Source organism: Prevotella melaninogenica (genome assembly GCF_003609775.1).
GTDB lineage: Bacteria > Bacteroidota > Bacteroidia > Bacteroidales > Bacteroidaceae > Prevotella > Prevotella melaninogenica_A.
Map to the genome: position 1 here is coordinate 479966 of NZ_AP018050.1, position 24220 is coordinate 504185.

The 24220-nt window shown below is 39.1% G+C and carries 13 protein-coding genes and 1 pseudogene; 4 read left to right on the top strand and 10 right to left on the bottom strand.

The features are described from left to right. Window position 1 precedes the first annotated feature (1 nt). Window positions 2-469 carry a hypothetical protein gene (locus PMEL_RS08725; protein ID WP_197715123.1) on the bottom strand — a complete coding sequence of 156 codons (468 nt, stop codon included), beginning with the start codon at window positions 467-469 and terminating at the stop codon, window positions 2-4. Between the two features lie 138 nt (window positions 470-607). Here PMEL_RS08725 and PMEL_RS08730 point away from each other — a divergent pair. After that, a pseudogene (locus tag PMEL_RS08730) lies at window positions 608-2058 on the top strand (transposase). Between the two features lie 92 nt (window positions 2059-2150). On the opposite strand, the gene PMEL_RS08735 reads toward PMEL_RS08730, so the two are convergent. Continuing rightward, window positions 2151-2915, bottom strand: coding sequence for a hypothetical protein (locus PMEL_RS08735; protein WP_120174956.1), 765 nt, complete (start codon window positions 2913-2915; stop codon window positions 2151-2153). Between the two features lie 722 nt (window positions 2916-3637). On the opposite strand from PMEL_RS08735, the gene PMEL_RS08745 reads away from it, so the two are divergent. Both PMEL_RS08745 and PMEL_RS08750 read left to right on the top strand, forming a co-directional pair. Beyond that, window positions 3638-4252: a master DNA invertase Mpi family serine-type recombinase gene (locus tag PMEL_RS08745; protein ID WP_120174958.1), complete on the top strand. Its 615-nt coding sequence runs from the start codon at window positions 3638-3640 to the stop codon at window positions 4250-4252. 8 nt (window positions 4253-4260) lie between these two features. Then, entirely contained in the window at window positions 4261-5178 is a 918-nt protein-coding gene (locus tag PMEL_RS08750; protein WP_120175516.1) for a TaqI-like C-terminal specificity domain-containing protein, read from the top strand. Here the strand turns inward: PMEL_RS08750 and PMEL_RS08755 are convergent. The 8 genes from PMEL_RS08755 to PMEL_RS08790 all read right to left on the bottom strand — a co-directional run bounded on the left by PMEL_RS08755 (window position 5171) and on the right by PMEL_RS08790 (window position 20154). Next, on the bottom strand, window positions 5171-8539 hold the full coding sequence (locus tag PMEL_RS08755; RefSeq protein ID WP_197715124.1) for an Eco57I restriction-modification methylase domain-containing protein: 3369 nt from the start codon (window positions 8537-8539) through the stop codon (window positions 5171-5173). The genes PMEL_RS08750 and PMEL_RS08755 overlap by 8 nt on opposite strands. Before the next feature lie 10 nt (window positions 8540-8549). Beyond that, window positions 8550-12026 carry a helicase-related protein gene (locus PMEL_RS08760; protein WP_120175518.1) on the bottom strand — a complete coding sequence of 1159 codons (3477 nt, stop codon included), beginning with the start codon at window positions 12024-12026 and terminating at the stop codon, window positions 8550-8552. A 106-nt stretch (window positions 12027-12132) separates the two neighbouring features. Then, window positions 12133-14436 (bottom strand): DUF2357 domain-containing protein, encoded by a 2304-nt coding sequence (locus tag PMEL_RS08765; protein WP_120174959.1) that lies wholly within the window; start codon window positions 14434-14436, stop codon window positions 12133-12135. Window positions 14437-14449: 13 nt separating this feature from the next. After that, complete coding sequence (locus PMEL_RS08770) at window positions 14450-16456, bottom strand: McrB family protein (protein WP_120174960.1); 2007 nt, start codon at window positions 16454-16456, stop codon at window positions 14450-14452. Then, window positions 16443-17567, bottom strand: coding sequence for a DNA cytosine methyltransferase (locus PMEL_RS08775; protein WP_120174961.1), 1125 nt, complete (start codon window positions 17565-17567; stop codon window positions 16443-16445). Before PMEL_RS08775 ends, PMEL_RS08770 begins: the two co-directional genes overlap by 14 nt. Beyond that, window positions 17564-19444 (bottom strand): Eco57I restriction-modification methylase domain-containing protein, encoded by a 1881-nt coding sequence (locus tag PMEL_RS08780; RefSeq protein WP_120174962.1) that lies wholly within the window; start codon window positions 19442-19444, stop codon window positions 17564-17566. Before PMEL_RS08780 ends, PMEL_RS08775 begins: the two co-directional genes overlap by 4 nt. 5 nt (window positions 19445-19449) lie before the next feature. Then, window positions 19450-19647, bottom strand: coding sequence for a helix-turn-helix transcriptional regulator (locus PMEL_RS08785; RefSeq protein ID WP_120174963.1), 198 nt, complete (start codon window positions 19645-19647; stop codon window positions 19450-19452). Between the two features lie 252 nt (window positions 19648-19899). Further along, window positions 19900-20154, bottom strand: a complete 255-nt coding sequence (locus PMEL_RS08790) for a hypothetical protein (protein ID WP_231999458.1) — start codon at window positions 20152-20154, stop codon at window positions 19900-19902. Window positions 20155-22527: 2373 nt separating this feature from the next. On the opposite strand from PMEL_RS08790, the gene PMEL_RS08795 reads away from it, so the two are divergent. Next, window positions 22528-23412 (top strand): hypothetical protein, encoded by an 885-nt coding sequence (locus PMEL_RS08795; protein WP_120174964.1) that lies wholly within the window; start codon window positions 22528-22530, stop codon window positions 23410-23412. Window positions 23413-24220 lie beyond the last annotated feature (808 nt).

The following is a 24220-nucleotide window of genomic DNA, read 5'->3' on the forward strand; positions in this document are numbered from 1 at the left end:
CCTATTCTTGCATAACGATGTTTTTAAGTTTGTCGTAACTCTTGACGACATCGAAGATAATTGTACTGTCTGAGATAGAACTGAAATGGCGTTTTGCACATTCTATCTTAGCTTTCTCAACTACTCGGAGCTGGCTGCTGTCCTCTGAACCTTTTGTTTCAGCAACAAAATAAATATGCTTCACCGCACCCTCACGGAAGACAATTGCCCAGTCGGGATTGTACTTGCCCACTGGTGTGTTGATATAGAAGCCACGTGGAAGTTTGGTGTACACTTCGACTACCTCTTGACGCTCCAAATCTTCGGCAAAGCGTTTCTCTACTCCCTGACTGTCCGCAACAACAAGGTCGTAGAGTGACTTCTCACTCCGTATGGCATCAATACCAATAGGTCCTCGGAGTTCATGGGCAGAGAAGATACTTGCATCGTAACGCTCGTCTAACTTATGATAGGCGATATGTTCTATCACGGCAATGGCTTTCTGCTCATTAATGACTAAAGTTTCCCACCCCAATAAATAGATAGAAAAATAACAGTTTGTCGAATTTTCTTTGTAAATTAGTAATCGCTAAAGAACTGATTTTAAAGACAAGACAACAAAACTGTTATGGAAACAAAAATAGAGAAAATAAGTGAGTTATCCAAACTTTTGAGTGTTAAAACTCGAATGAGTGATGATTTATTTCATTTTTTTGGCAAGTTTGTCATTGGACACCTGTTATCTCGCCTGTCATTGGAGAAACATGACGGGGTTTCGGCTTCGGAATTAATCCTTTCTCTTTGCCTCTTCCGCATTGTGGGTGAAAGTATTCACAGTATATGCAAACATAAGATATATGAGCTTTCAAATCATGGTAAGAACTGTTTCTATCGGATGATGATTCGCCCGCAGATGGATTGGAGACGTTTGATGAACCACTTTGCACTGCGTTATATGTGCCTATTGCGTAAGTATGGCGAAGCTCCTCAATCCAATACCACTACATGTTTCATTATAGATGACACTGTATTTGAGAAGAGTGGCGTGAGGATGGAGGGTATCAGTCGTGTTTACGACCATGTAAAAGGTAGGTGCGTATTGGGCTACAAACTGCTACTTTGTGCATTCTTTGACGGCAAGACAACCATACCCTTCGATTTTTCACTGCATCAGGAAAAAGGGAAACAAGGCGACTGCGGGCTGACAAAACAGCAACATAGAAAAGCGTATCATACCAAGAGGAATACTGGCAACCCTGATTATAAGCGCTTTCAAGAGTGTAAGATGTCTAAGATGGAAGTTGCCATGGATATGCTTCGCCGTGGATGGAAGATGGGCTTGCATGCGAAGTATGTGATTACCGATAGTTGGTTCACCTGCGAGCAACTTATGACATGTGTTAGAAGCATAGGTAAAGGAGCAATGCACTTTGTTGGACTTGCAAAAATGGGAAAGACAAAATACACCGTATCAGGCAGGAAGAAAAATGCTGCAGAACTCATTGCCACCTATGAACGTGAACGAGGAAATAACTGCCGTAAGTATAAAGATATATTCAGCTCAGCAGACACTTAGGAGATATACCTATTAGAATCTTCCTCATCAAGTATGGCAGGAACTCCGTATGGAACGTCATGCTCACCACGGATACTACGATGTCTTTCGTAAAAGCCTTTGAAGTATATCAGATTAGATGGAACATAGAAGTGATGAACAAGGAGACTAAGCAATATCTCGGATTAGGAGGTTATCAAGGTTGCGACTTTAATGGGCAGATAGCTGACGCAACGCTGTGTTACCTTACATATACTGTCATGACTTTGGAAAAGAGGTTCACAGAATATCAAACCAAGGGCGAACTCTTTTCGGATATGGAGGACGACCTCATGGCACTCACGTTATGGAAGCGAGTTCTTGCCTATATTGAACGCATTCTTCGTATTTTAGGAGAAACACTTGGGTTGATGCCCCAACATCTTATGGCTACGATCAGAGGCAACGACAAAGAGTTGAGCAAAATCCTTGTAATGGCTGAAGCATTGGAAAAATGGGATGAAGTATATGGGCACACTGCATAACTTCAGTTAGTCATATATTAAAAGTCAATGAATATGGGGAACGATAGGCAAAGGGAAATGAGAAAAGCCAGTGTTTGAAGGGGTGGGAAACTTTAGTTAAGTATATATAAGGAACGAAAACCAAGATAATAATCGTCATGAATATTGTACTGTTCTTCACGTTTATACGTGATAGAGTAACAAGTATCACCGCATAGAAATAAATTAAACTCTTGACAAAGTTTTCCAGTCTTATTGTCCAATTCAGGTTTTGAGTCAGTCATTTCAAAAGATTTCCCATTAACCTGTATATCAGAAATTTTTGAGGTAGGAGTATTGCCCTGACCCGCATGAAGCCATGACTTCATAGGATAGGTAAACTTTTCCTTTGAATCACATATCAAATCAAAATGGATCATATTTTCTACTTTTATAAGCCCCTTCTCTTTATCCACCCAGCTAACTGTTGTATGTGCGTTATAGTCATCATAATAGGACACTTCATTTGTTGGGAAGTAGCCTTTCATCACTTGAAGAAATTGTTTATGAATATTTGGAAACTTATATTTAAACATTTCTTTGGAGATACTATCCCACAACTCTGGCAAATCGTTTCTCTTGTTAACAAAATCCTTTGCATATATTATATCCTGCAAATCTTTTTTGAAAATACCAAGAAACTGGGCGGCATTAGTAAGAAACCCTACAACGACACCAATGATAAGAACATCTGCAACTTTTATAACTAACTCTCTTACTAAAGTATTAGGAAACAACACAAAAAAACCAATTACATAGGCAAAAATCCCTACAATAAGACATATCCATGGAGAACCAAATTTTAGCGACCTCCATGAGAAGAAGCTTTTTATACTCATAATATTAAAATTGTTTAGTTTGTTCTGATATTATTTTAGTCAATCCTCCCCTTTTCATCCATTTCTGAAATAAAAAGTGAGAACGCTTTTCACGAGCAGGTTTGTTATGTCTATCAAAAGTCACACAACTCTACAAAAAGTAGAGAGGTCCTTTATCTAATTGCAAAAGTAATATGTACAAAGCTAATAACCAAAAAAAATATGTTTTTTTTATGACATAAATCATTTTACTCTAATTTCTGGCTTATGTGACAAAAATGTGCTTAAAAAGTCTTGAATGAAGATTTTTCTTCTTTCCATACTAATCCCCTTGTGTAGGTTCAATTTTGATTCTTCAGGAATTTGGAGTGATAAAGTAGGCCTACTAAATATAAAAGGCACACAGAGAGGGGGAGAGCACGGAGGTGAAAGCATAAAAGACAATTTCACAGAGGTACCGAAGGCACAAAAAGCGACAGAGCCGTAGTGTACGTGTTACTGAAAGCACTGGTAATAAACGTCTTTAAAACTCGCATATCCTCTGATGCTCCACGTACCAACGGTGCCTCTGTGCTCTCCATTTCTCTGTGTGACGTTTCTTCAAAGTTCTAATCTCAAAAGATACTTGTCAACACGTTCACCCTTCACCTTTCTTAAAAAACTATCTTAACGACTAATTTTATGATGTTTGGCGCAAATCTCCGTTTGTAGATAAAGAATAACAAACCATCAAATAAACAAATATGATTTACGGATATATCAGAGTTAGCAGCGATAAACAAACGGTAGAGAATCAACGCTTTGAGATTAGCAATTTTTGTAAACATCAAAATCTTACTATTGACGACTGGATTGAGGAAACTATCAGTGGTACAAAGAACTATAGTAAACGAGAACTTGGCAGGCTACTCAAAAAAGTAGGAAAAGATGATATCATCATTTGCAGTGAATTGTCCCGTCTTGGTCGTAACTTATTTATGATTATGGAGATTCTGAATATCTGCATGACAAAGGAATGTCGGGTGTGGACCATTAAAGACAACTACCGACTTGGAGACGACATCCAAAGCAAAGTCCTCGCCTTCGCTTTCGGACTTTCAGCAGAGATAGAACGTAATCTTATCAGTCAGCGAACCAAGGAAGCATTGGCACGAAAGAAGGCAGAAGGAGTTATGCTTGGTCGTCCTAAAGGCAGCAAAAGTTCTCCCGACAAATACAAACTTTCGGGCAAAGAAATACTCATCTCCGAATTATTGAAGAATGGAACTTCTTGTCGTAAGATAGCGAAAATCTGTAAGGTTGATAGGAACACTCTTGCACGATTTATAAAGCTAAGAAGATTGGTTGCTAACAATTGAGCGATTTTGTGCGGCAACAAGATATCACTTGTGACTTCTCAACATCGGATAGTTGGGTCGTGCTTTCACCGATTGAGCAAAGCATTAAAAAGAAGATAGAAGCAGTAGGCACACCATTGAAAGATTGGGATATTAATATCTATCGTGGAGTACTTACAGGTTGTAATGAAGCTTTTATCATCGACACTGCAAAGCGTGATGAAATCATATCAAACTGTCAAACTGAGGACGAACGCAAAAGAACGGCTGAACTTATTCGACCGATTTTGCGTGGCAGGGATATTAAGAGATATAGCCATGAGTGGGCAAATTTATGGTTAATTTACATTCCTTGGCATTTTCCTTATCAATTTGATGAATCCATTCAAGGAGCATCAACGAAAGCTGAAGAAGCGTTTAAATTACAATACCCAGCTGTGTATTCACATATGCTCCAATACAAAGAATCTCTGCTAAAGCGTAATAAGGCAGAGACAGGTATTCGTTATGAATGGTATGCCATGCAAAGATGGGGTGCAAAGTATTGGGAGGATTTTAGTAAGCCAAAGATTATTTTCCAAGAAATAGTTCAGAATAGTCAATTCTTATATGATGAAACGATTCATTATATGTGTAATGATACTGGTAGGATAATTGTAGGAGCTCAGCTCCCTTTCATCTTAGGAGTTCTTAATAGCAAGTTGTTTTTTTATGCTGTTAAGAAGTTCTATAGTGGTGGTGTTCTCGGAGAACATGGTATTAGAATGAAACATACATTCTTTGGCAACTTTCCATGTTTATCATATAATAAACAAATAGAAAATGCTGCCAAAGAACTGTCTCAGAAATTTAATATAAATATTGCAGATAAGACAGACAAACTTATCTTTTCGGCTTATTCTTTAACGAAAGAAGAAATATCAGAAATTCAAGGAGAATTTAAGTAATCTCAACAAAACCAATGGTTTTTCTTTCTTCTTCTGTAAGTCTGTACAACTCAAAAAGCATGGCGTCTATCTCCATAGCCTTTTGGGTTGTATATTTTTCTTGAATATCATTTATTTTGGAAATGAAAGAATCATTTATCTCCTTTGTTACCTGTAATACAGGTATTTTGTCAAAGAATATCTTTCTCAATTCTCTGGTTCCACCTTGTAATTCTGGGAAATTATTTAAAAAGCAGAATTTAAATAATGATGAATTAAGGAATGCAGTTAAATATGCAACGAAATTACCTGTTATCATAAATGATTTATCATTCTGATAAAATCCTTTTTCATCATAATAAAATGGGATGTACTTTGTCATATTAGGATACATAATCTTTGGCTTACTAAAATCCTCCAAATAAGCGCAGTTACGGAGATTATATGGAGTATCTCCTTTATCTGCACGAGCAGATATTTTATCCCAATATCGGTCTAAATGTACCTTTACTGCAGGATAATCATTAATATCAATACGTGGCAACTTACCTCTGATTCCATTATGGGTGTTGATTAAGAACAATCCATTCTCTACATACCCGTACCTCTTAATATCCCTGCCACGCAAAATCGGTCGAATAAGTTCAGCCGTTCTTTTGCGTTCGTCCTCAGTTTGACAATTATCAAGGATTTCTTTCCTTTTCTCTGTTGATATTATAAAAGCCTCGTTACAGCCAGTCTTTATGCCATAGTTGATTTGGATATCCCAATCTTTTAATGGTGTTCCCACTGCCTCTATCTTGCGTTTGATACTTTGCTCGATAGGTGACAGGATTACCCAACTATCTGATGTGGAAAAATCGCACACTGTATGCTGCTGCTGTACAAAATCGCTCAAATTATTTACGCTATCTTTGTTCTGTTTATTGGTAATGGCGCAGGTTGTTTTATGCTGGTTATTAGACCTTGAGAAAAGTAAGATATTTGTGTCAACAGTAGCACTCTCAAAAATCTTCACTCCAGCAAAATCGATCAATAACATTGGGTTTGTTTTATTGGCAAAGAAACCTCTTGTCTTGTCACCATACCCTGCTCGCATCCATTTGTTTGATGTGATGTAGCACAGATAACCACCCTCTTTCAATAGTTGCCATCCTCGCTCATAGAACAAGCAATAGATGTCGCCAGTACGAGCAAAAGTAGAATATCCGCAGTCCTCGTACAACTTAGCTAATTCACCACTATTATTCTGAAGTTGAATATACGGCGGATTGCCAATGACGATATCAAAACCATCAGCCACTCCGAACATCCATTCAGGATCAAAGAACGGACTAACTGCATTTTGGTCGTATGGATTCCATTCTGCAAGTTGTTTGGCATCATCAGATGCAAAGTTATTCTCATCAGATAAAAGTTCTATTAGTTTTTCACGTAAGGCTAAATCCTTCTCTCTTAAGCGGTGTTTTGTAGAAGTCGACTTAGCAGAAAAATGTAGATGACGTATCTGATGTAATTCTTTCTTTATTGACTCTATCTCTTCACTTGTAAAGAAGTTTAACTGACGGTCTTTCTTTTTCTTTGCAATAAGCGTATTGGCAGACACAAACTTCGTTTCGAGGTTTGGAAGCGTTGGTATTCCAAAGTTGGGCTTTGACGGATCCTTCTCGCAATCACATATCAACGAAATAAAGAAGCGTAACTTTGTAATCTGTGCTGCTATGCTTTGTATGTCGCTACCATAAAGGCAATTTTCAATAAGCGATAGTTTCAAATCATATACATTTTCATCTGGCGAAATACGCTCCAGTATCTCAACTATTCTGTTGAGCAGTCCCATTGGGAACGCACCAGATCCACAGGCTGGGTCAAGTATCTTTACACGCTTTAATCGTTCTGCTGTTCTCTTATATTCTTCTGCCTCCGCCTCGTCAAAGCTGAAATCACTACTGAACAATGAACGCACAAAATCATTGTTGCCCAAGTAAGCAATAAGACTTTCGTCAACCATATAATTGACTATTTCACGAGGGGTATAGAATGACCCACTCTGATTACGTGCCGTTTCTCTCGTCTCAGGGTTGTAAGCTCCAAGAAGATTCTCGAACACCTTACCCAAGAGTTCAGGATCAAGAGCAACCTGCTGCTCTTCAGGAGAGTTCTCTTCAATGGTGAAGTTATAACGGCTTAGGATGGATATCAAACCTGTTTCAGGCGCAAAGAACAGGTTGTTAGGAACAACAGCGCGATGCTTGAAACGCCCATCAGCAAATCGCGCATCGTTTCTACTGAAACCATCGAAGTTATAGCACTGCTCCACTCCATCACTATAACGTGTCTTATCCAGGCACTCAAACAGCCCACCATTCAAGAATGGAACTTCTGCAAAAAGATTGATAACTTCCTGCTCACTGATAGAAAATAATTCCGCATAGCGATATAGCGTCTTGACATCACGCTTGCTTGAGGTGGCGAACTTACGAGTATTCCCGTTCTCATCCTTGATAGCACGGTTCAACGTACCAAAGAAAAGATTTTGCAGGATAGCATTGTAATAATTCCCCTCCGTTTTACTATACGGGTCAAAGTCTTTAAGAATGGTTGAGAGGAAATCAGCATCAAAGATACAATCGGGTACCAACTCTTTTTGTTTGATAAACCAAACAAACATAATACGCGTTATCATGCGGATTATCTTCTTCTCAATGTCGTCTCGGTCATCATCTTCTATAGCCGTGTCATTGGGAAAGGTTATATTTGACGCGTCACTAACAGCCCACTGATACCATTCAAACAAGTCTCTGTAGAATTGTTTAGTAAGAGCCTCGACAGAGAATGCATCCTCTATTTTCGACATATCCAATGTGTCTCTGTTCTCATATAGTTTATTAAAGTTATTTGCCGCAGTACGACAAGATTGTCCAGGACCCAACAAGAATGTGTATCGTTTACTGTCTGTGACTTCTTTCTGACCGCCCTTCTTATGGCAAAAAGTAAAACGCCAATCCCAACGAGTATCGTTCTCATAGTGAAAGAGCATAAAGGCACTGGAATAATTCTCCATAACCTTACGGATAAGTCGCTGAATGTTTACACGGTTTCGCTCCATCATCACACGATCACTAACCGTGACATCGAATATCTGTAGTGGCTGCACCCCAATGTCTATCTGCCCCACTTGCTTGATACTACATATTCCTGTTGCTTCAGCCAATGGTTTCTCTTCAGGACTATTCTCCAAGAGTTCTGTCTCAGAAAGAGATTCAAATTTATCTTCTCCAAAAATAGGGAAAATAATATTGTCTACGAATGAACTCCAGCCTTTATATTTACTGCTTAAATACCCCTTTAATGTCTCTACGCTTAATATTTCTTTTTTCATAAGTTTGTCTTTACTTGATGGTTCCTAAAACAATAGATGCTACGCCCTGCTTATTTTCTACCTGCGCAACAAGTTTACCAATCTCACGCTCCAAGATTTCATCAATATCCTGTTGCTTGATGGCAAAAAGGCTTTGGTTACGATGTTCTAATTCGTGCTCTATTGCCAACATCTTTTTAATAATGTCAAAGTTTCCTTTGTCAACAAGTTTTCGTGCACTCTCCAAAAGTCTCTTTGACTTTGCTGAAATAGTGTCGTTCTCATAGAGTTTTACAACGAATCCCTGTGCCAGCGTACGTTTATCTCCAGCCCTTGATCTTTTAATGCGGATAAAATATTGTGTATATGCCTTTAAGGCTTCAGCCGAAAGTTGCTGCCAGTTATCGGGCAATGGTATACGCTTAGCTTTCTCATCTACTCGCATTTCCTCAAGCAGCTCAAGTAAAGAGATTATCTGAGTACCCTTTCGTCCATCTTCCTCATTGCGTATTCTGATGGCCAGCCGTGCAGAGTGAGGAGCTTTCACAACAAAGTAAGCGGTGCCACTTGTTGCCTGTGCCATCTCCCATTCACCCTCAGTTTGCTCTATCTGCAGATAGCGTTCAGGATGTGCCTTCTTGTATTGTTTTAATTCAAAGATATACTTCTGCAAGGGTGACTCCTCACCATTAATCGCCTCAACAAGTTCATGATGCACAACCGTTTCCTCTTCCGAGAAAATCTTGCTGTCCTCACCAAAGAGTATATGGAATGACTGTAGCTTGGTGTATGCTTTGCGAACCAGCTGTATTTGAGCATCACCTTCTGCACTTGGCATAAAGTTATAAACATAGACGAACGGTTCTTTACTGCCAATACGATTTACACGTCCAATGCGCTGCATCAGGCGAGTGGAGTTCCAGGGCGTATCATAGTTCAGAATGACATTGGCACGATGGAGGTTTACACCTTCAGCTAAGACTTCTGTCGTAATAAGCACATCATAGTCATCCTTCCACTCACCATCATAATTGGCATCAAAATTTTCCTCAATGGTATGTTCCAGTTCATCACGGTTAGCAGCAGTAATGGCGAGCACTTTGTAGCCCTTTGCTCTAACAGCTCTAACAAGCGATTCAACCGTATCTATTGCTTCTGAGAAGATAACTAACTTTCCTGACGTATTCTTTTGAGGATTGAACAGTTCAGGCTTGATATTTTCTTTGAAAGCATCAAACTTTGGATCCTGTGAGTTACGTGCCCATCGATCATAGAGCTTAGAAATGAGTCGGAAGTCTTCTTTCAGTTGGGTATAATATTCCTCTTTAAAGTCCTTACGTGTATATTCTGCATTTTGTCCTTTCTCGTTGCGCCCTTGTTCTGTCAGTTTCTCTATTTTGCCCCTGATGTCTTCTACACAATCGCTAAATGATACTTTCTTTCCTCGTTTTTTAGTCTTTGCCTCGTAATCAAGCTCTTTGTTTACATCAATTTGTGGACATACAAAAATAGTATCATTCTCCCACATTCTAATCATGTTCTCGGTGTAATAGCGCAAATTCAATAGGGATTGCGTAAATGCCGAGAAGGAACTTTCAAGACGTTTCACAAGAAGATTCTGCATGATGGTGGCAAGCTGTTTAGCCACATCACTCACACCACGGTTGCCACGACCCGTATGTTTCTTTTCGTTAGCTGGATTGGTAAAGTTTTCTATGGCACGATAACGGAAATACTTCAGCCACTCATCTGTCTGCAACTTTTCTTCCTCCGTAGGAGCAATAATCGTCATTGTATCAGAGAAGAGCTGCGCCAACTCATCGTCCATAACATATTCAAGATTATTTGGTCCAACAATCTCAGGAAAGATCAGCCCTTCTGCCTTCATATCGTCGCCGTAATATTCTTTAACGTCAGTTCTTGTTCTGCGCTCAAGGATATCAATTAGAATGCAATCACGTATTTTCTTTGAGACAGCATTGAGCCGCACCCGGCGTTCGTCAGTTGGAATGTCATGGATAAGTAGCCCTGTTTCCTTGTCTACTTTTGGCTTACTAATAAGGAGGTCATACTCCCTATTTATGTCGGCAAAGAACTTTTCTATATTTCCTCCTTCAGACTTCTTTAGCGTACTATCATTATGGTTACGCTCAAAAAGATAAATTTGATTCTTCAAATCATTCGGACGATTATTTTGCGGTGTGGCAGACAGAAGTCCAATATAGGGGTATGTGCCCGTATTAGAGCCTATCTTCTGTATCAGTTGGTCAAGCGACTGATACATCAGTGTGTTGCTGTTGCGGAACTTATGACTTTCATCAATAATAATGAGTCCATAATTCTTATCTTGAAGTGTTCCCTCAAATTCACCAGTATCAGCACTGTCATCATCTTCCCAACTTTCATCCTCGGTAACATTTCCGATTCTTCCTGTTGTGATGAAGTCAATGTAGGGTGCAATCTTATCGTTAGAATCTTTGTCGAACATGGTAATAGCTTTCTTCCAACCCGACTGAATGGCAGGAGGAGTAATGACCAACACCTTATGTTCTCGACCATCATCATCTGGTACGGAAAGAAAACGCTTGATGATAAGCGTTCCAATAATTGTCTTACCAAGTCCAACCACGTCAGCCAACATAAAACCACCATGTTCGCGCATAATACCAAGACATCGCTTGACGGCTTCTATCTGATACTTCAGTTTGTGAATCTTTGATGGTAAATAGGCTTCTATCTGTTGTCCAAGTGATGCGTCTACAACATCCCCAAACTGAATTTGCAACAATTTGATATACTGCTCATAGGGGGTAAACTCTTGAACAGCATTTTTTTGTATATCAATGTAGATAGGCGACTTCTTGATAACCTGCTCCAAGAACTCCTGTGTCCAGTCTTCTGAGCATTCCCACTTCTCTTCAAACCAACAAATATGTCCTTTTGAATTTGATCCATGTATGGGTCGAGCTGCAATACGTGTGGGATCGGTCTCAAGATAATTCAATTCGGCATTTCCCAATAATCCTTTCTGCGTAAAGTTAGAACTGCCAATGATACCGTAAGAGAAAGTTGGGCAAGAGAAAATATAACATTTGGAATGTAAGAACTCTACTTCGTCATTGGCATTTTTTTTATAGATGCGTATCTGCATCTTACCATTACCACAATACTGAAGTAACAGATTGATAACACTCTTGTACTCATCTTTTATTTGAAGATCATGTATGTCAGTCCGTATAAAATCATAAGGATAACTTGCGTCCTTATACTTTGGGTTTGCAAGTAACGAGGTATAAACATAAGGGTCATTACCTATAAGAAGTTCAAGCGAGGTCCCATCACGTTCCAAAAAACTTGTAAGTTCATTGAGAACAAGCGCCATACCAGGTATGTCCCAATACCCAGTTGCAATCTGTATTTTATCAATACCCTCTGCCAAAATACACCTCTTGATGTAACTTTGCATAGAGAGTGCGTCAGAAGAATTATCTATCAGGTTATTATGCATCATTCTATTCCTTTCTGTGCTACATATTAGGCAAATAAATTACTTAGAAGATAACAGCAAAGTCGCATTACTTGCAGTTGCAAACAAAAGTATTAGAGATAACAATTTATACATCACCAAATAGCATATCCTTTGGCTTCTTCTCTTCCAACAACTCTGTAAGTGTCATGAAGTATGGGTCTTTAGCATATGGTGTCTTACTTTGTTTCACTTTGAACGTGCTGCCGTCTGGTTTATAAACATATATTATAGGCTCGGTGCTCTCCAAGTCGAAGGCAAGGTAGAACTCACGCCGTGCGTCAAAGCCTTTGGCTTGCAGTTGCGTACCCGACACGATGCGTGGACCGTTGGAAGACAACTTGTAAAGTTCCTGACTCTGCTTGTTATGGAGCAACACATAGTGGCAATGCTCAAAACCTGCTGTCAGGCGGAGCGAGCCTTGATCCATGCCAGCACGGACATAGTAGAGTTTGTTCTTCTTGATGGTTTCAAGTTGTCCACTCTTGTAGTAGCCCACAAGCACAAGGTTGCTCTCATCGGGAACAATGGTGTAGGTCAATCCCTTTTGCGGTATGCTGTCCTTGATTTGCTCATAGCGTTCTTCGGTGCGTAGTATCTGTACGAGGTGGTCGCGCAGCATCTTGCCCTCGTCCTCTGGCTGTTCGCCGTTAGGCAACAGGGGAAAAGCGCCGATGTTCACCTCCTTTATAGATTTAATGTAGTAAGGTGATTCTGAACCGTTTCCTTTGCGATAGCGTCCTGGGAAAAGGATGTAGCCACCGATAATCTCTTTCGCAGTGTACTTGAAATGGGTGCTGCCATAGTAGATAGCATCGCGGTAGCGGTGCATCTGGTTAAGCGCATCGGGTGGCGGATAGTCCGAGATATCATAGTCATCTTCAAGGTTATCAATATCCTTGTTCGTATCGTCAAGCACACGGTACTTGGCATCGTAGAGGTAGGTTAGTACAAAGCCGTCTGCCTTTTGAATGTTGAGCACAATGTCGGGCCGCTGCTCCGTGGTAGCGGTATGCACCTCGCCCGAACGGCGGTTGTAGGTGTGCTGATAGCACAGTTCCACAATGTCATCGTTGAAGCGGTTGTGGTAGGTAATCTTGTGCTCCACGGTGCTGTCGGTAAACGGTGTGAGCATCGTTTTGCGGTTCTCCTCCACAAGTGCCGCTTGGTCGGGGTCGGTAAGGTCTATCTCCAACACGTCCATCATCAGTTGCTTCATCTTTAGGAAGCACCACAACTCGTACAGTTCCCAAATAGGGCGCACACCAATCTCGTTGCTACCCTCGTAGAAACCGAGACCGCTTTGCAGGATGTACCACAAGCGGTAAATCTGCGAATAACCAGTGCGCTTTTGCAGCACACTACTCTCCTGACGAAAACCTTTGAACTCGCCAATCTGTCGCCAGATGCGGTGGTGTAAGATGTTCTGCAAGCGTTCTCCTTTGCCTTTCAGCCAGTCGAATTCCTCTCCCAAAAGCTGACCTTGATAGTTGCGCTGCAACTCTCCCAGCACGTCCACAAGTTTCTTACCAATCTGCTTGACGGTGTACTTCACAAAGCGGTTCTCCTTTGTGTCGATGGTCTTCTGCCTCTCGTCGTGACGGAATAGGTAGTGGTCAAGCGTCTTGGCAGCCTTTTGCTCCTCATATTGGTTGAGCATCTTGGGCGACCAACGCTTTATCTTATCCACACGGTCGTAATAGGTAATACGCTCGCCTCGGGTGTTAGGGCGGTTGGTCACAAACTCCAAAGCGGTGATGTACTCGTCTATCACACCCTTAAAGATAGAGAGCCAAATCATTTCATTGCTCTGACTGCTCGATAGGTTCAGCGACTGAAACGTCTTGGTAAGATACTTGAACACAAGGTTTTCATACTCGGCGTTAATCATGCTCATCATGTGCATGAGGTCACGCTTCGTGTCGAGTTTCGGTGATACCACACGAAACTCTATCCATGCCAAGCGTTCGGTCAGTCCTTTGGGCTTATAAGCATATTGCAGACGGAAGATGCCTGGCTCGTTGAGGAAATCAAGAGCCGCCATGAGGAACCCCCCATTGTCAGCGGCATACCACTGGAATGCCTCTGCCACGTCTTTGTTGATGTGGATGATGCGGGGCTCTCCCTCAATGTCAGTGAAGTGCAGCGTGATGTTGTACTGGCAAGTCTCGAACATCACAGGGGGAAGTGCCGCCCACTCCTTGCCCTCAGGCAGAGGCGGCACACCAACCAACTGCAACATGCCCTCGGCTGACGAGCGGTAGTCGCAGTAGTGCATGGCAGCATCCCCACCTACACGGCTTTTAAGTCGTCGGAGCGAGTTCTGTATGGAGCGTGTGGTGATAGTTATCTCCACATTCCCTGCCTTGTCTGCAAATTTCAGCGCATCCATGTTTTACTATCATTTATGGCCAGAAACTGGTGAAGTGAGATCGTTCGAGGCGTTCACGCATTTCTACAATCTTAGCGTTGGCTTTGGGGTATGCTACCTCCGTCCATGTTGCCAATTGTGCCAATGGCTCTTTCACCAAGTCTTCATTACCCTCAATGCGTGGCAGCACTTTCATCATCAGAATATTGTCAAGTGCCTTGTTGTAGAGTTCCTCAAACTCAGCGTCCTTGTCCTCCATGCGCAGAGCGTAGAAGTGGAGTATCAACTCGTTTACTACACGGTAAGCGATACGGAAAGGGGTCTTGCCGAGGATAGTTTCAAGGCTGCCGGGCGTTGTTGTGCCGTCGGCTTCGGTTTGTCCGATGGTTGCCTTAATCTTCTCTGCAAGCAGTTCACGCTCGTCGTTGTTCATTTGCTGCAGTGCGTTATTGCTCTGCGCAAATGGAGCGAAAAACCAACCCTTATCCACAACGTCTTCACGATAGCTGAGTGCGTCAGGCTTCTCTATGTCAAACATATCGTTTAGGTTCACCTCGTTCATCTCAATGGTCATGGCGCGGTCTATCACCTTACGGCTGAACTGGTAGGTGGTATCGTCCATGTTTACTGTGCCGATCACAATAAGATTGCGAGGAATGCGCAGACCTTCCTCTCTAAGAATTTCGTAAGTGGCATTGCTATATGGAGCTAACTCCTCATCGACAATAGGGTAGCCTGTGCCTTTCTCCTGTTTCTCTTTTGAAAGGAACAACTCTTTGAGCAACTTGTTGTCATACTTATTAAAGATAGCAGCAGGAATAAGTGGTTCGCTCTTGATAGTTCCGTCCACATCCTTGCGGCTTTCCAATATGCTCAGGAACTCGGCGAAGTACTGCTCAACAGCTGCAAGATTCATTTCATCAAGGCACACGAAGAATGGTACATTCTCGTGTTGCATGGCTCTAATGAGAAACTTCACGAACTTTGTCAGGTGGTAATTACCACCGTCAAGTACGGTTTCATAACCGAGCAGTTCAGTGGAGTCGTTCCAGTTTGGTTTCACCTCTACAAGGCAGTAGTTGCCAGGCGACGTCTTATCCTTGCGCAGGTCGCCCTCGTCGGGGCAGCTGGCGTATGCCATTTCCTTTACAATGCGGCTCTTGCCTGTACCTGAGATACCAGCGAGGAGCAAGAAAGGTTTCGTGCGGATGGCTGAAAGATATGAAACAACATCCTTGTTAAGAGTAGCATCTTTTCCATTCACATAATATGTCAATCCACTTCGTTCCGTTGTTGTGCCATTTATTTCGAAGTTTGCAACCAATTTACGAGCACGCATAACAAATTGATCGTGCAAAACCAACTCTTTGCCTTCTATCTCAATAAACTCATGGTTCGCTAAAAACTTTTGTATGCGAACGTCTTGAACCGACTGAGTTCGTGCGTTATCACATTCATTCTTATAAACGCTATCTTCTCTATATCTTAGAATAGAGTCTGTCACTTTGAAATAGTCTTTCCAAAGAGAAGTTGTCGCTACGAACAACTTAAATTCGTTTATAGTGATTTTGTATTCTCCTGTGGCATCTCCAACCTGAAGGAGTATTTTCAAAAGGAACAATAATGGATTCATATTGTTATTATTTACTCTTAATACAAATGATTGCAACTGATTATTGATGAGGTCTTGGTACGATTGCGTGTTAGCAAAATTTGCATTACATCTTTCTTTAATAGAATAATATAATGGAGTTAGATTGTCTGAATCATATGGGTCATTGGTTGTCAACAATCCCGCAGGAACACAATTAATTGTGGCTCTGTGCGGTGTATTTTCACTCAGAGAGCCATATTCTTGTTTTGTCTTGTTGCGATTAAAAAATGATTCGTAGTTTTCAAACTCATTGTTATTCCAATCTTCCAAAATGTGCGACATATAGCACAAATCAGCAAACAATTGATTCTGCTTGGTTATGTACCAAACATAATCCATCTTGTCAGCAGATGCTATTTCTACTTTTTTTATATCACTTATTCTCATTGACGTTATACTTACTATTTAAATATAATATAAAATGAGCAAGGAACTCAGCTAGTCTTGGTGGAACAGCATTTCCAATTTGTTTACAAATACTTGTCTTTGACCCCGAAAATATAAAATCATCAGGGAAAGTTTGTATTCGTGCAGCTTCTCTTGCTGTAAGTGTTCGGTCTAAATCGGGATGGGTAAAACGTCCTCCAGAAGGGGTGTCAAACCGTGTTGTTATTGTCATTGAAGGCTTATCCCAGTCCATTCGCCCATATGCTCCACTATGAACAGAGTGTATCTCTTCATCAAGGCTTTGCCAGTTTTCGTTAGCTATAATTTGTTTCATTCTTCTTAAAGCTATACCATTATGTTTTGAAGAAACATGATTAGGTACAGAACTGCTACCATCGGTAGCAATGTCTTTCAAATCAAAGATAGCATCTCTAATTGTTTCCCTTCTATTGAAAACACTTTGCAATTCTGTTGGCAAACTCTCCCGCATCAATTTTAATTCCCTATCAAGGTCAAAATCAAATTTTGTACCCAAGATAATAACACGACGACGTTGCTGAGGAACTCCATATTCCTCAGCCTTAAATACTTTTATATGTAAGTAGTATCGACCATTCTTGAAATTACTGTCATCTTCGAAGATACTCTTTATCGTTTCAAGAATCTCACCATTCTTGCTGCTCAGTATTCCAACAACATTTTCAAATACAAAATATTGAGGCTCAAATTTTTGTATTATCTTAAAGTAATAGCGGAAAAGGAAATTACGAGGGTCATCAATGAACTCTGATGTTTTCCTAATACGACTTCCTGCCATAGAAAAGCCTTGACATGGAGGACCACCAATAACCACATTGACATCATGAAGTTCTTGGTAAAGTTTTTCTTTACAGCTGGAATTAAGTCTTTCTGTTGCTTTTGATATACTGTCATCGAAATGGTCGACAAAAGAACGTATATCTTCGTTTACCATTATCGTGTGTGTATGGTTTTTTTTATAGGACTGTGCTATCTGTTCATCAATTTCATTAGCAAGAACTACATTAAATCCTGCCTTCTCGAAACCTACCGACAAGCCACCGACCCCAGAAAATATATCTACTACATTCATTTCCTTTCTGTATTTAATCTATACGCTAATTGGTAATTGATAATCTCGTTTATCTCATCATCATTCAAATCGAATAACCGACCAATGAGAATATCTATTTTATCAATGGTTGTCTTATGCAGTTTATGCTGATAGACATAGTCGGTTTGAACTGAACCAATATACTTTTTACTATTTTCTAATTCTTCTTCTAATTGCTTATACAGTTTAACTATTCTCTTTTTTGCTTTGCTATCTACCAAGGAAAAATCCAAATGTATCAAGTCAAGTTCTTTTTTTGTAATATGCCAACAATCAGAATATATCTCCCAAATGTAATAAAACAAGGAAGAGTTTAATATAGCTGAAAATAAACAAACATCATCCTCTTTTGAAAATGTGTATTTTTTATACTCGTTTGATTTCATTGCATGAGTAAAACACTTACACCAAAAAGTTGCTCTTTGATTCAACCATGCTGCATATTCTCCGTTTGCACAAACATTTTCAAGCAACGAAATCTGACTGTTGTTAATCACTTTGTCAGATATACTTTTTGAAAGTTCAGAGCAAAACTTTGGTTTACCTGATAATGCATCTTTATCCAGTTGAACAAACTGTATATCCTTGTATAACTCGTTCCATTCATCCTTATACCAATGCTTATATTTTGATACAAAAACACTCTGATTTGAGCGGTTTCTTGTACCAATTATGATTGTAAGTTTTTGGTGAACACCAAGAAACAATGAGCATGGTCTATCAGCAAAGTTTATAAAGAACAACTCAGTGAATTTATCTTGTAGCAATTTTCGTAAGGGTTCCATTCTTAGAGTTGAAACGATAGATATAGGGACGATAAATCCAATTGTTCCTCTTGATGATACTAAATTGCAAATAGAGCGTTCAATAACAGGAGCATACAGGTTTCCCACAGGAACTGTCTTAAAATATTCAGGTAACGAATAATTAAGTTTTGCAACGGTGTATTCCTTGTAAGGTGGGTTTCCTACAACACAGTCAAATCCTCCATTTTTTAAAACCATTCTAAACTCTTTTTCCCAAAGGAATGTATCATCGCAAATTGTGTTGCCCAACTTGAAGTTCTTTAAATCCTTCTTCGTAAGTTTGACAGAAAACTCATATAAAGCAGTTGAAAAGAGTCTATACCTCAATATCTCTAAAGTTTCTTCATCAATATCAACACCAAACACATTGTTTTTGATAATGTGCTGGATGTCAGATGCGCCTAATGGCATTCCAAGCAATTTGTAGATATTGCATAGAATGTTTATTGCTTTTATAACAAAAGAGCCTGTACCACATGTGGGATCAATTAGTTTAATTGTCGCTACATGATTCTTCATCAATGTAATCTCCTTGTCATCCAAAGTAGATATGAATTTACTCAAATCATTCAACGATAGCACATGATTTACTATACACTCTTTATCAAACAAAGAGTACAAAAATCCAACGACTGTACCCTCAACGATGTAAGTTGTTGTCAAATCGTCTGTGTAATATGAGGCGGTGTCTTTCTTTGTTAAATATTTTTCAAAAATAATTCTAAACAACGACTCATAATTAGACTTAGAGATACCCCACTTGGAGATTGTATTCAAAAAAACAAGGCTCTTTTCGCCACCTATATTATCAATGACTTTCTTTATGTCTTTACTATCTGTTTGTGAGATTGAATAAATATCTTTTATATATGATTCTCTGCGATTTGTTGCTGCAAACAAACCTTGCTCTTCTGATATACTAAGATGAATATAATATAGCAAGACAGACAAGGATACTACATTACCCTTGTCAACATTCAACTTTTCTGCATACTGTTTAATTTCATCATGTAGCTTGCAGAATGATTTAAATATAGCGTTGTTTGTCATTGCAATTATATCTTTGTAAGCAAATCTCCTGGTTGTACATTAAGAATTTCTGCTATTCTGTGAATGGTTTCCAGACTGGGTTGTGAAGTATTGGTGCACCATTTTGAAATAGTAACAGGGGCTTTCTCCAATTGGTCTGCCAACCATTTTCCAGTATGACCAGTATCTGCAAAGACACTTTTTATGCGGTTCATATTTTTCATTCAGCTTAATGTTTTTCGCAAAGTTATTAAATTATTGGAACATTCTATCATCAAGACTTTATTATTTGACTGCACCAAATAAAAAAACGGCAAGAAGGATAACTTTCTTGCCGAAATGGGAACAGACGATACAATGTTTGAACGAAAAGGAAACATTGTTTTGCTCACCAATAAGTATTCTTTTGCGCAGCAATTAGCATTGTTTTGTTAACGCAGAAACGTATGTTTTGCATGGCAATGTGCAACAGGCGGTTATAAGATGCCGCTCACTGGCACACTGACGGTGTCATGGACGGGGAATTTCTCGCAGCTGATGTAGAGGGTGTCGAATGCGTCGGTGCGGTGCTCGAGGAGGTCTTCCTCGGATTCGGCGAGTTTCTCGCCTGACTTGTCCTTACGGAAGCCGTTGCGACCTCGGCAGCCTCTTGCCGATTGGATAGCAAGGATAAGGTCGGGGTTGTTGGAGCGGTTGAAGAACGGCATGAGTCGCTCTGTATGACTTTCCATTTTAGCAATTTTGCCACCACTTATACCTGTTTTAACAACAAGATATGTGAAATATTAAAAGTGGCAGCAAACTGAAATAAAACCATTCTTGTGCTTTATATTATAATATCTTCCTTACTTGGCAATACTTATCATTCAAAATTTTAGAGGGCTTTTTATATTTAGCTTTTTGTTACTGAGTCCACCCCACTCTTCTGTTCATTTTGTTCATTTTGTCCATTCTTTCTTTATCATTCGTATAATTCGCGTCATTATGCCTTCCGTTCCTCTGTTACCATGTCTTTTACATACTCTGTCCCCTATGTCATTATGGCTTCTGCCTCTTTGTTACTTTATCTTTACATACTCAGCCCCTTATGTCTTTATGTCATTCTGTCTTCCGTTCCTCTGTTACTTTGTCTTTTACATACTCAGTCCCTTATGTCTTTATGTCATTCTGGCTTCTGTTCCTCTGTTACTATGTCTTTACATACTCTGTCCCTTATGTCTTTATGTCATTCTGGTTTCATAAATGTAAAGTATTTTTACAAACTTCCTATTTTGTCGGTAACTTGTGAGTGACAAGTTGAGCAATATCCTCCCTTTTTGTCTCGCACGTTTAGGGACAAATTCGTAAATATCAACAAAACAATAGTTTATAAGATAAAACAAAGAAGACAAAATTCGGAGAATCACAAGTTTATTTATGAAAGGCGCATAGGAAAAGAAATAAAAAAAAAGGAAGATTCGCTACAAAAAGAAAGGATTTGTTTATATTTTTCATAACAAAGGCTGATTCCCTCCCTATTCGTCGCACCTAACCTCCTAAGTTGTCGACCACCCCACCCTTATAGCTACTAAAATGTCGCACCATACTTACTAATTTGTCGCATCTTACTTACTAATTTGTCGCCGCTAACTTACTAATTTGTCGCTGATTAACGCTGTAAGTATTTAGTGTTCAATGGTTTGTAGGGCCTCTACTAATATCTAATAAAGATTATATAACGATATTCTAAGTTATGAAGAGGTGTTTTGTTTTAAGAAAATATATATTTTTTTGGTGGGGGAAGAAGACTTTAAACAAAGGTTTTGGGCGCAACCTCCCTTTTTGTCGCACATACGTTTTAGGGTGCTGGGGGCGGTTTTTGTTGCGCATTTCGGTTGGCGGCTGCACATTTGGGAGTTGGGTTTTGTATTTGTTTTATAGTTTTGTTGGCGAAGACGAGATGGTTGCGCGTCGCAGTTTTGTGTGAAAAACGATTCGGATGAGTAGCCTACTTTGTATCGATTTCTTCTTTTTGTTACCGTCAGTTTTGCGTTCGATTGCTTGGTTTTTACGTGTTTTAGCGTACTGTAAGTTAGCTGTAAATATATTTTTATATATTTGTGTTTCAATATATTATAGGCGGCTATGGGATTGATAATCAGCTTTCCCCCCACTCTTGCACAATGTTTTCTCTCTTGATGTCAGCTTAGGTTGGTTGTTCGTTTTTCTTTCTTATTATCTTGTCGGATATCGATTTGCTTTTGCTCTTTATTCTTTTCTTTTTGATAGCAGGTTTTCTCGAAATTTTGTGTTTGAATTTATCGCCTTTAATGGAGTAGAGTTTTCATTTTTTTCATAGCATTGTTGCGCTTATATTTTCGTTTTTTGTAGACTGAGTTTTTCTTCCTATTTTGTCGCACCTTTCCGTTTTTCATGTTTTGCCTGCCTGTAATAACGCAGTTTTGTAAGCAAAGAAAAGTGAGACAAATAGGGAAGCTATTTTCCTTAGTTTTTTGCTTTAATCATGCTATAAACATTTAGTAATAAGATAGTTATGCTTATTTTCTTCGTTTTTTAGCTTCAAAAAGTACAAAAACTTGTCACTTTTTTGTCGCACTTTACTTTTATCAATATTTGTTTTCAACTGATATTCAGTCTTTTATGACGCTTTCTTAAGTCAATTAAAAATATTCCCTTTTTGTCGTTTTATGCTCTCAAAGCATGGTAATGTTGATTTATTTTACAGCTATCGATAGTTTTTCTTCACCTATTAAATCTATAAGTAGTAAGAATGTTCCTATTTTGTCGACTCTCATAATTGCTCGTTATTCGGTTTTCTCTCCCTATTTGTCGCCCTTTTCATCATACGTTCGCCACGGTTTTTCCTGTTCTTGTAATGTTATATGCCCTTCGCACGTGTTGTGCTAAGCCTTCGCACCAAATGTGCGGAGCCTTCGCACGATATATTTGATTAGTTTGTGGTTTATTATATAAAGATTTAGTGCAGTGGTAAACTCATGTTTTACAGTCTTACCTTTTTTGAAATGTTATAATAGCTTTTTTATTCGTGAGTTTATTGTTTATTCCTTAACTTTGTGGACATAATAATTAAAAACTAATTCTTTATGAAGCATTTAGCAATTTTGCTATTAGGTTTACTTGCCTTTACGGCTTGTTCAAAAGATAATGAGGAGGGTATGAGTCCTACCCTATCCGAGAAGAAGAAAGATTATATTGCTAAAATAGAATTTTTCTATAAACCATTGGGTAATAATGTAAAAGATTATGAAAAAGCAGGTGAGTATACTTTTACGTATGATAAACAGAAACGGCTTGTAGACTGTACGTTTTATTATAATGAGTTTGACGATGGTCATAAGCGTAATTGTAAGATGTCATACTCTGAGAATCAGATAGAGTTTCATAAATTGGAATCTACTTATAAGGGTAAGCGTCGTTATCCCGAAGACTTTTTTATTATTTTAGACAAGCAGGGAAAGGCTTTACAGGTAAATACCTATCTTTATGGATCGTATCTTCATTTATCTAATAGGGAATACTTTAAATATATTGACGCTTTCTTTAAATATGATAGCTTAGGGCATTGCACATCATTCGCTCAGGAAGGTTTTCCAAGTATTATCCCTTTGGTATGGAAGAATGGCAATATTGAGTCGATACTTTACCATACTAAGGGGGGTGTATCGAAAATTAATCCGAAGCCTTCTGGGATTGACGAAAACTATATTTATACGAACATTCCAAATAGGAGCTACCCTGATCTCAACTTATTCTTTGCAGATTATCACACGTCTGGTCGCTGGTGGTCTCTTTGGTCAGATGTTGTTGGATTCCGTTCTGCACACATGCTAAGTAGGATTCTTTTAAAAGAAAGAGTGTATAGAACCTTTTCACATAAGTTGGATTCTAAAGGTAGAGTTTCTGAGACAATAGTAGATACTGGTATATCTCGTTTGACAAAATATATTATCACCTACGCAAACATTTAATAGTTCTCCGATTATCGTATTAGGGCGCATCATACTTTTTGGTTATGATGCGCCCTAAGCTTTATGTCAAATTTTTAATTTTGTAGGTTATAAGTAAATTTAGAGTTTCAGGTTTAAACTATATGTATACTTTTTTCTTATGCTTTTCTTTTTGAAACAGAGTATAACTTTTTTTGGTAGTATGATTTTTTTAATGACTTTGCAATACTATTTTTAATTATCTAAATATATGTGGTAAACCTTTTCACTTGAAAGTTCTGAAGAACTGTAAATTTTATTATGAAGAATTTATCGAAAATGATATTTAGCTGTCGGCGCATCAAACAACTTGTGTTTTGTATTTTCTTCTTGTTATCTCTTCTATCTTGTGATACGGGATTTACTCTTCCGTTAGATAACAACAAGTTTAGCCACGATATTCATTTATCAGAGAATCGTATGGTGAAGGTCAGTAGTGTGTACTTCGGTGGCTGGTATTACCTTCTCTTTAATTATAACCCCAATCGGTCATTAGACCACAATATGTTTAATTCTTATTACTGTGGTATTGTTTCCTAACATCTTTTATTTTCTTATCGGCATCTTGTGTGTCTTTGTAACTTGACGTAGCCCGCTACGCCTGCGTTCCAAAGCCAAACAATCTGCTCGATAATAAAACAAAATATGTTTAGGCTCTAATGACCGATTGGGGTTAAAAGGAGAATATGTAATGAATCCTGACGCTTTACGGTTGGACTTTTGTGATAAGAGTATAAAGGTGGGGAAATCTTTTCCGTTTTCTGGAATCAATACATATAAGAATAATTAT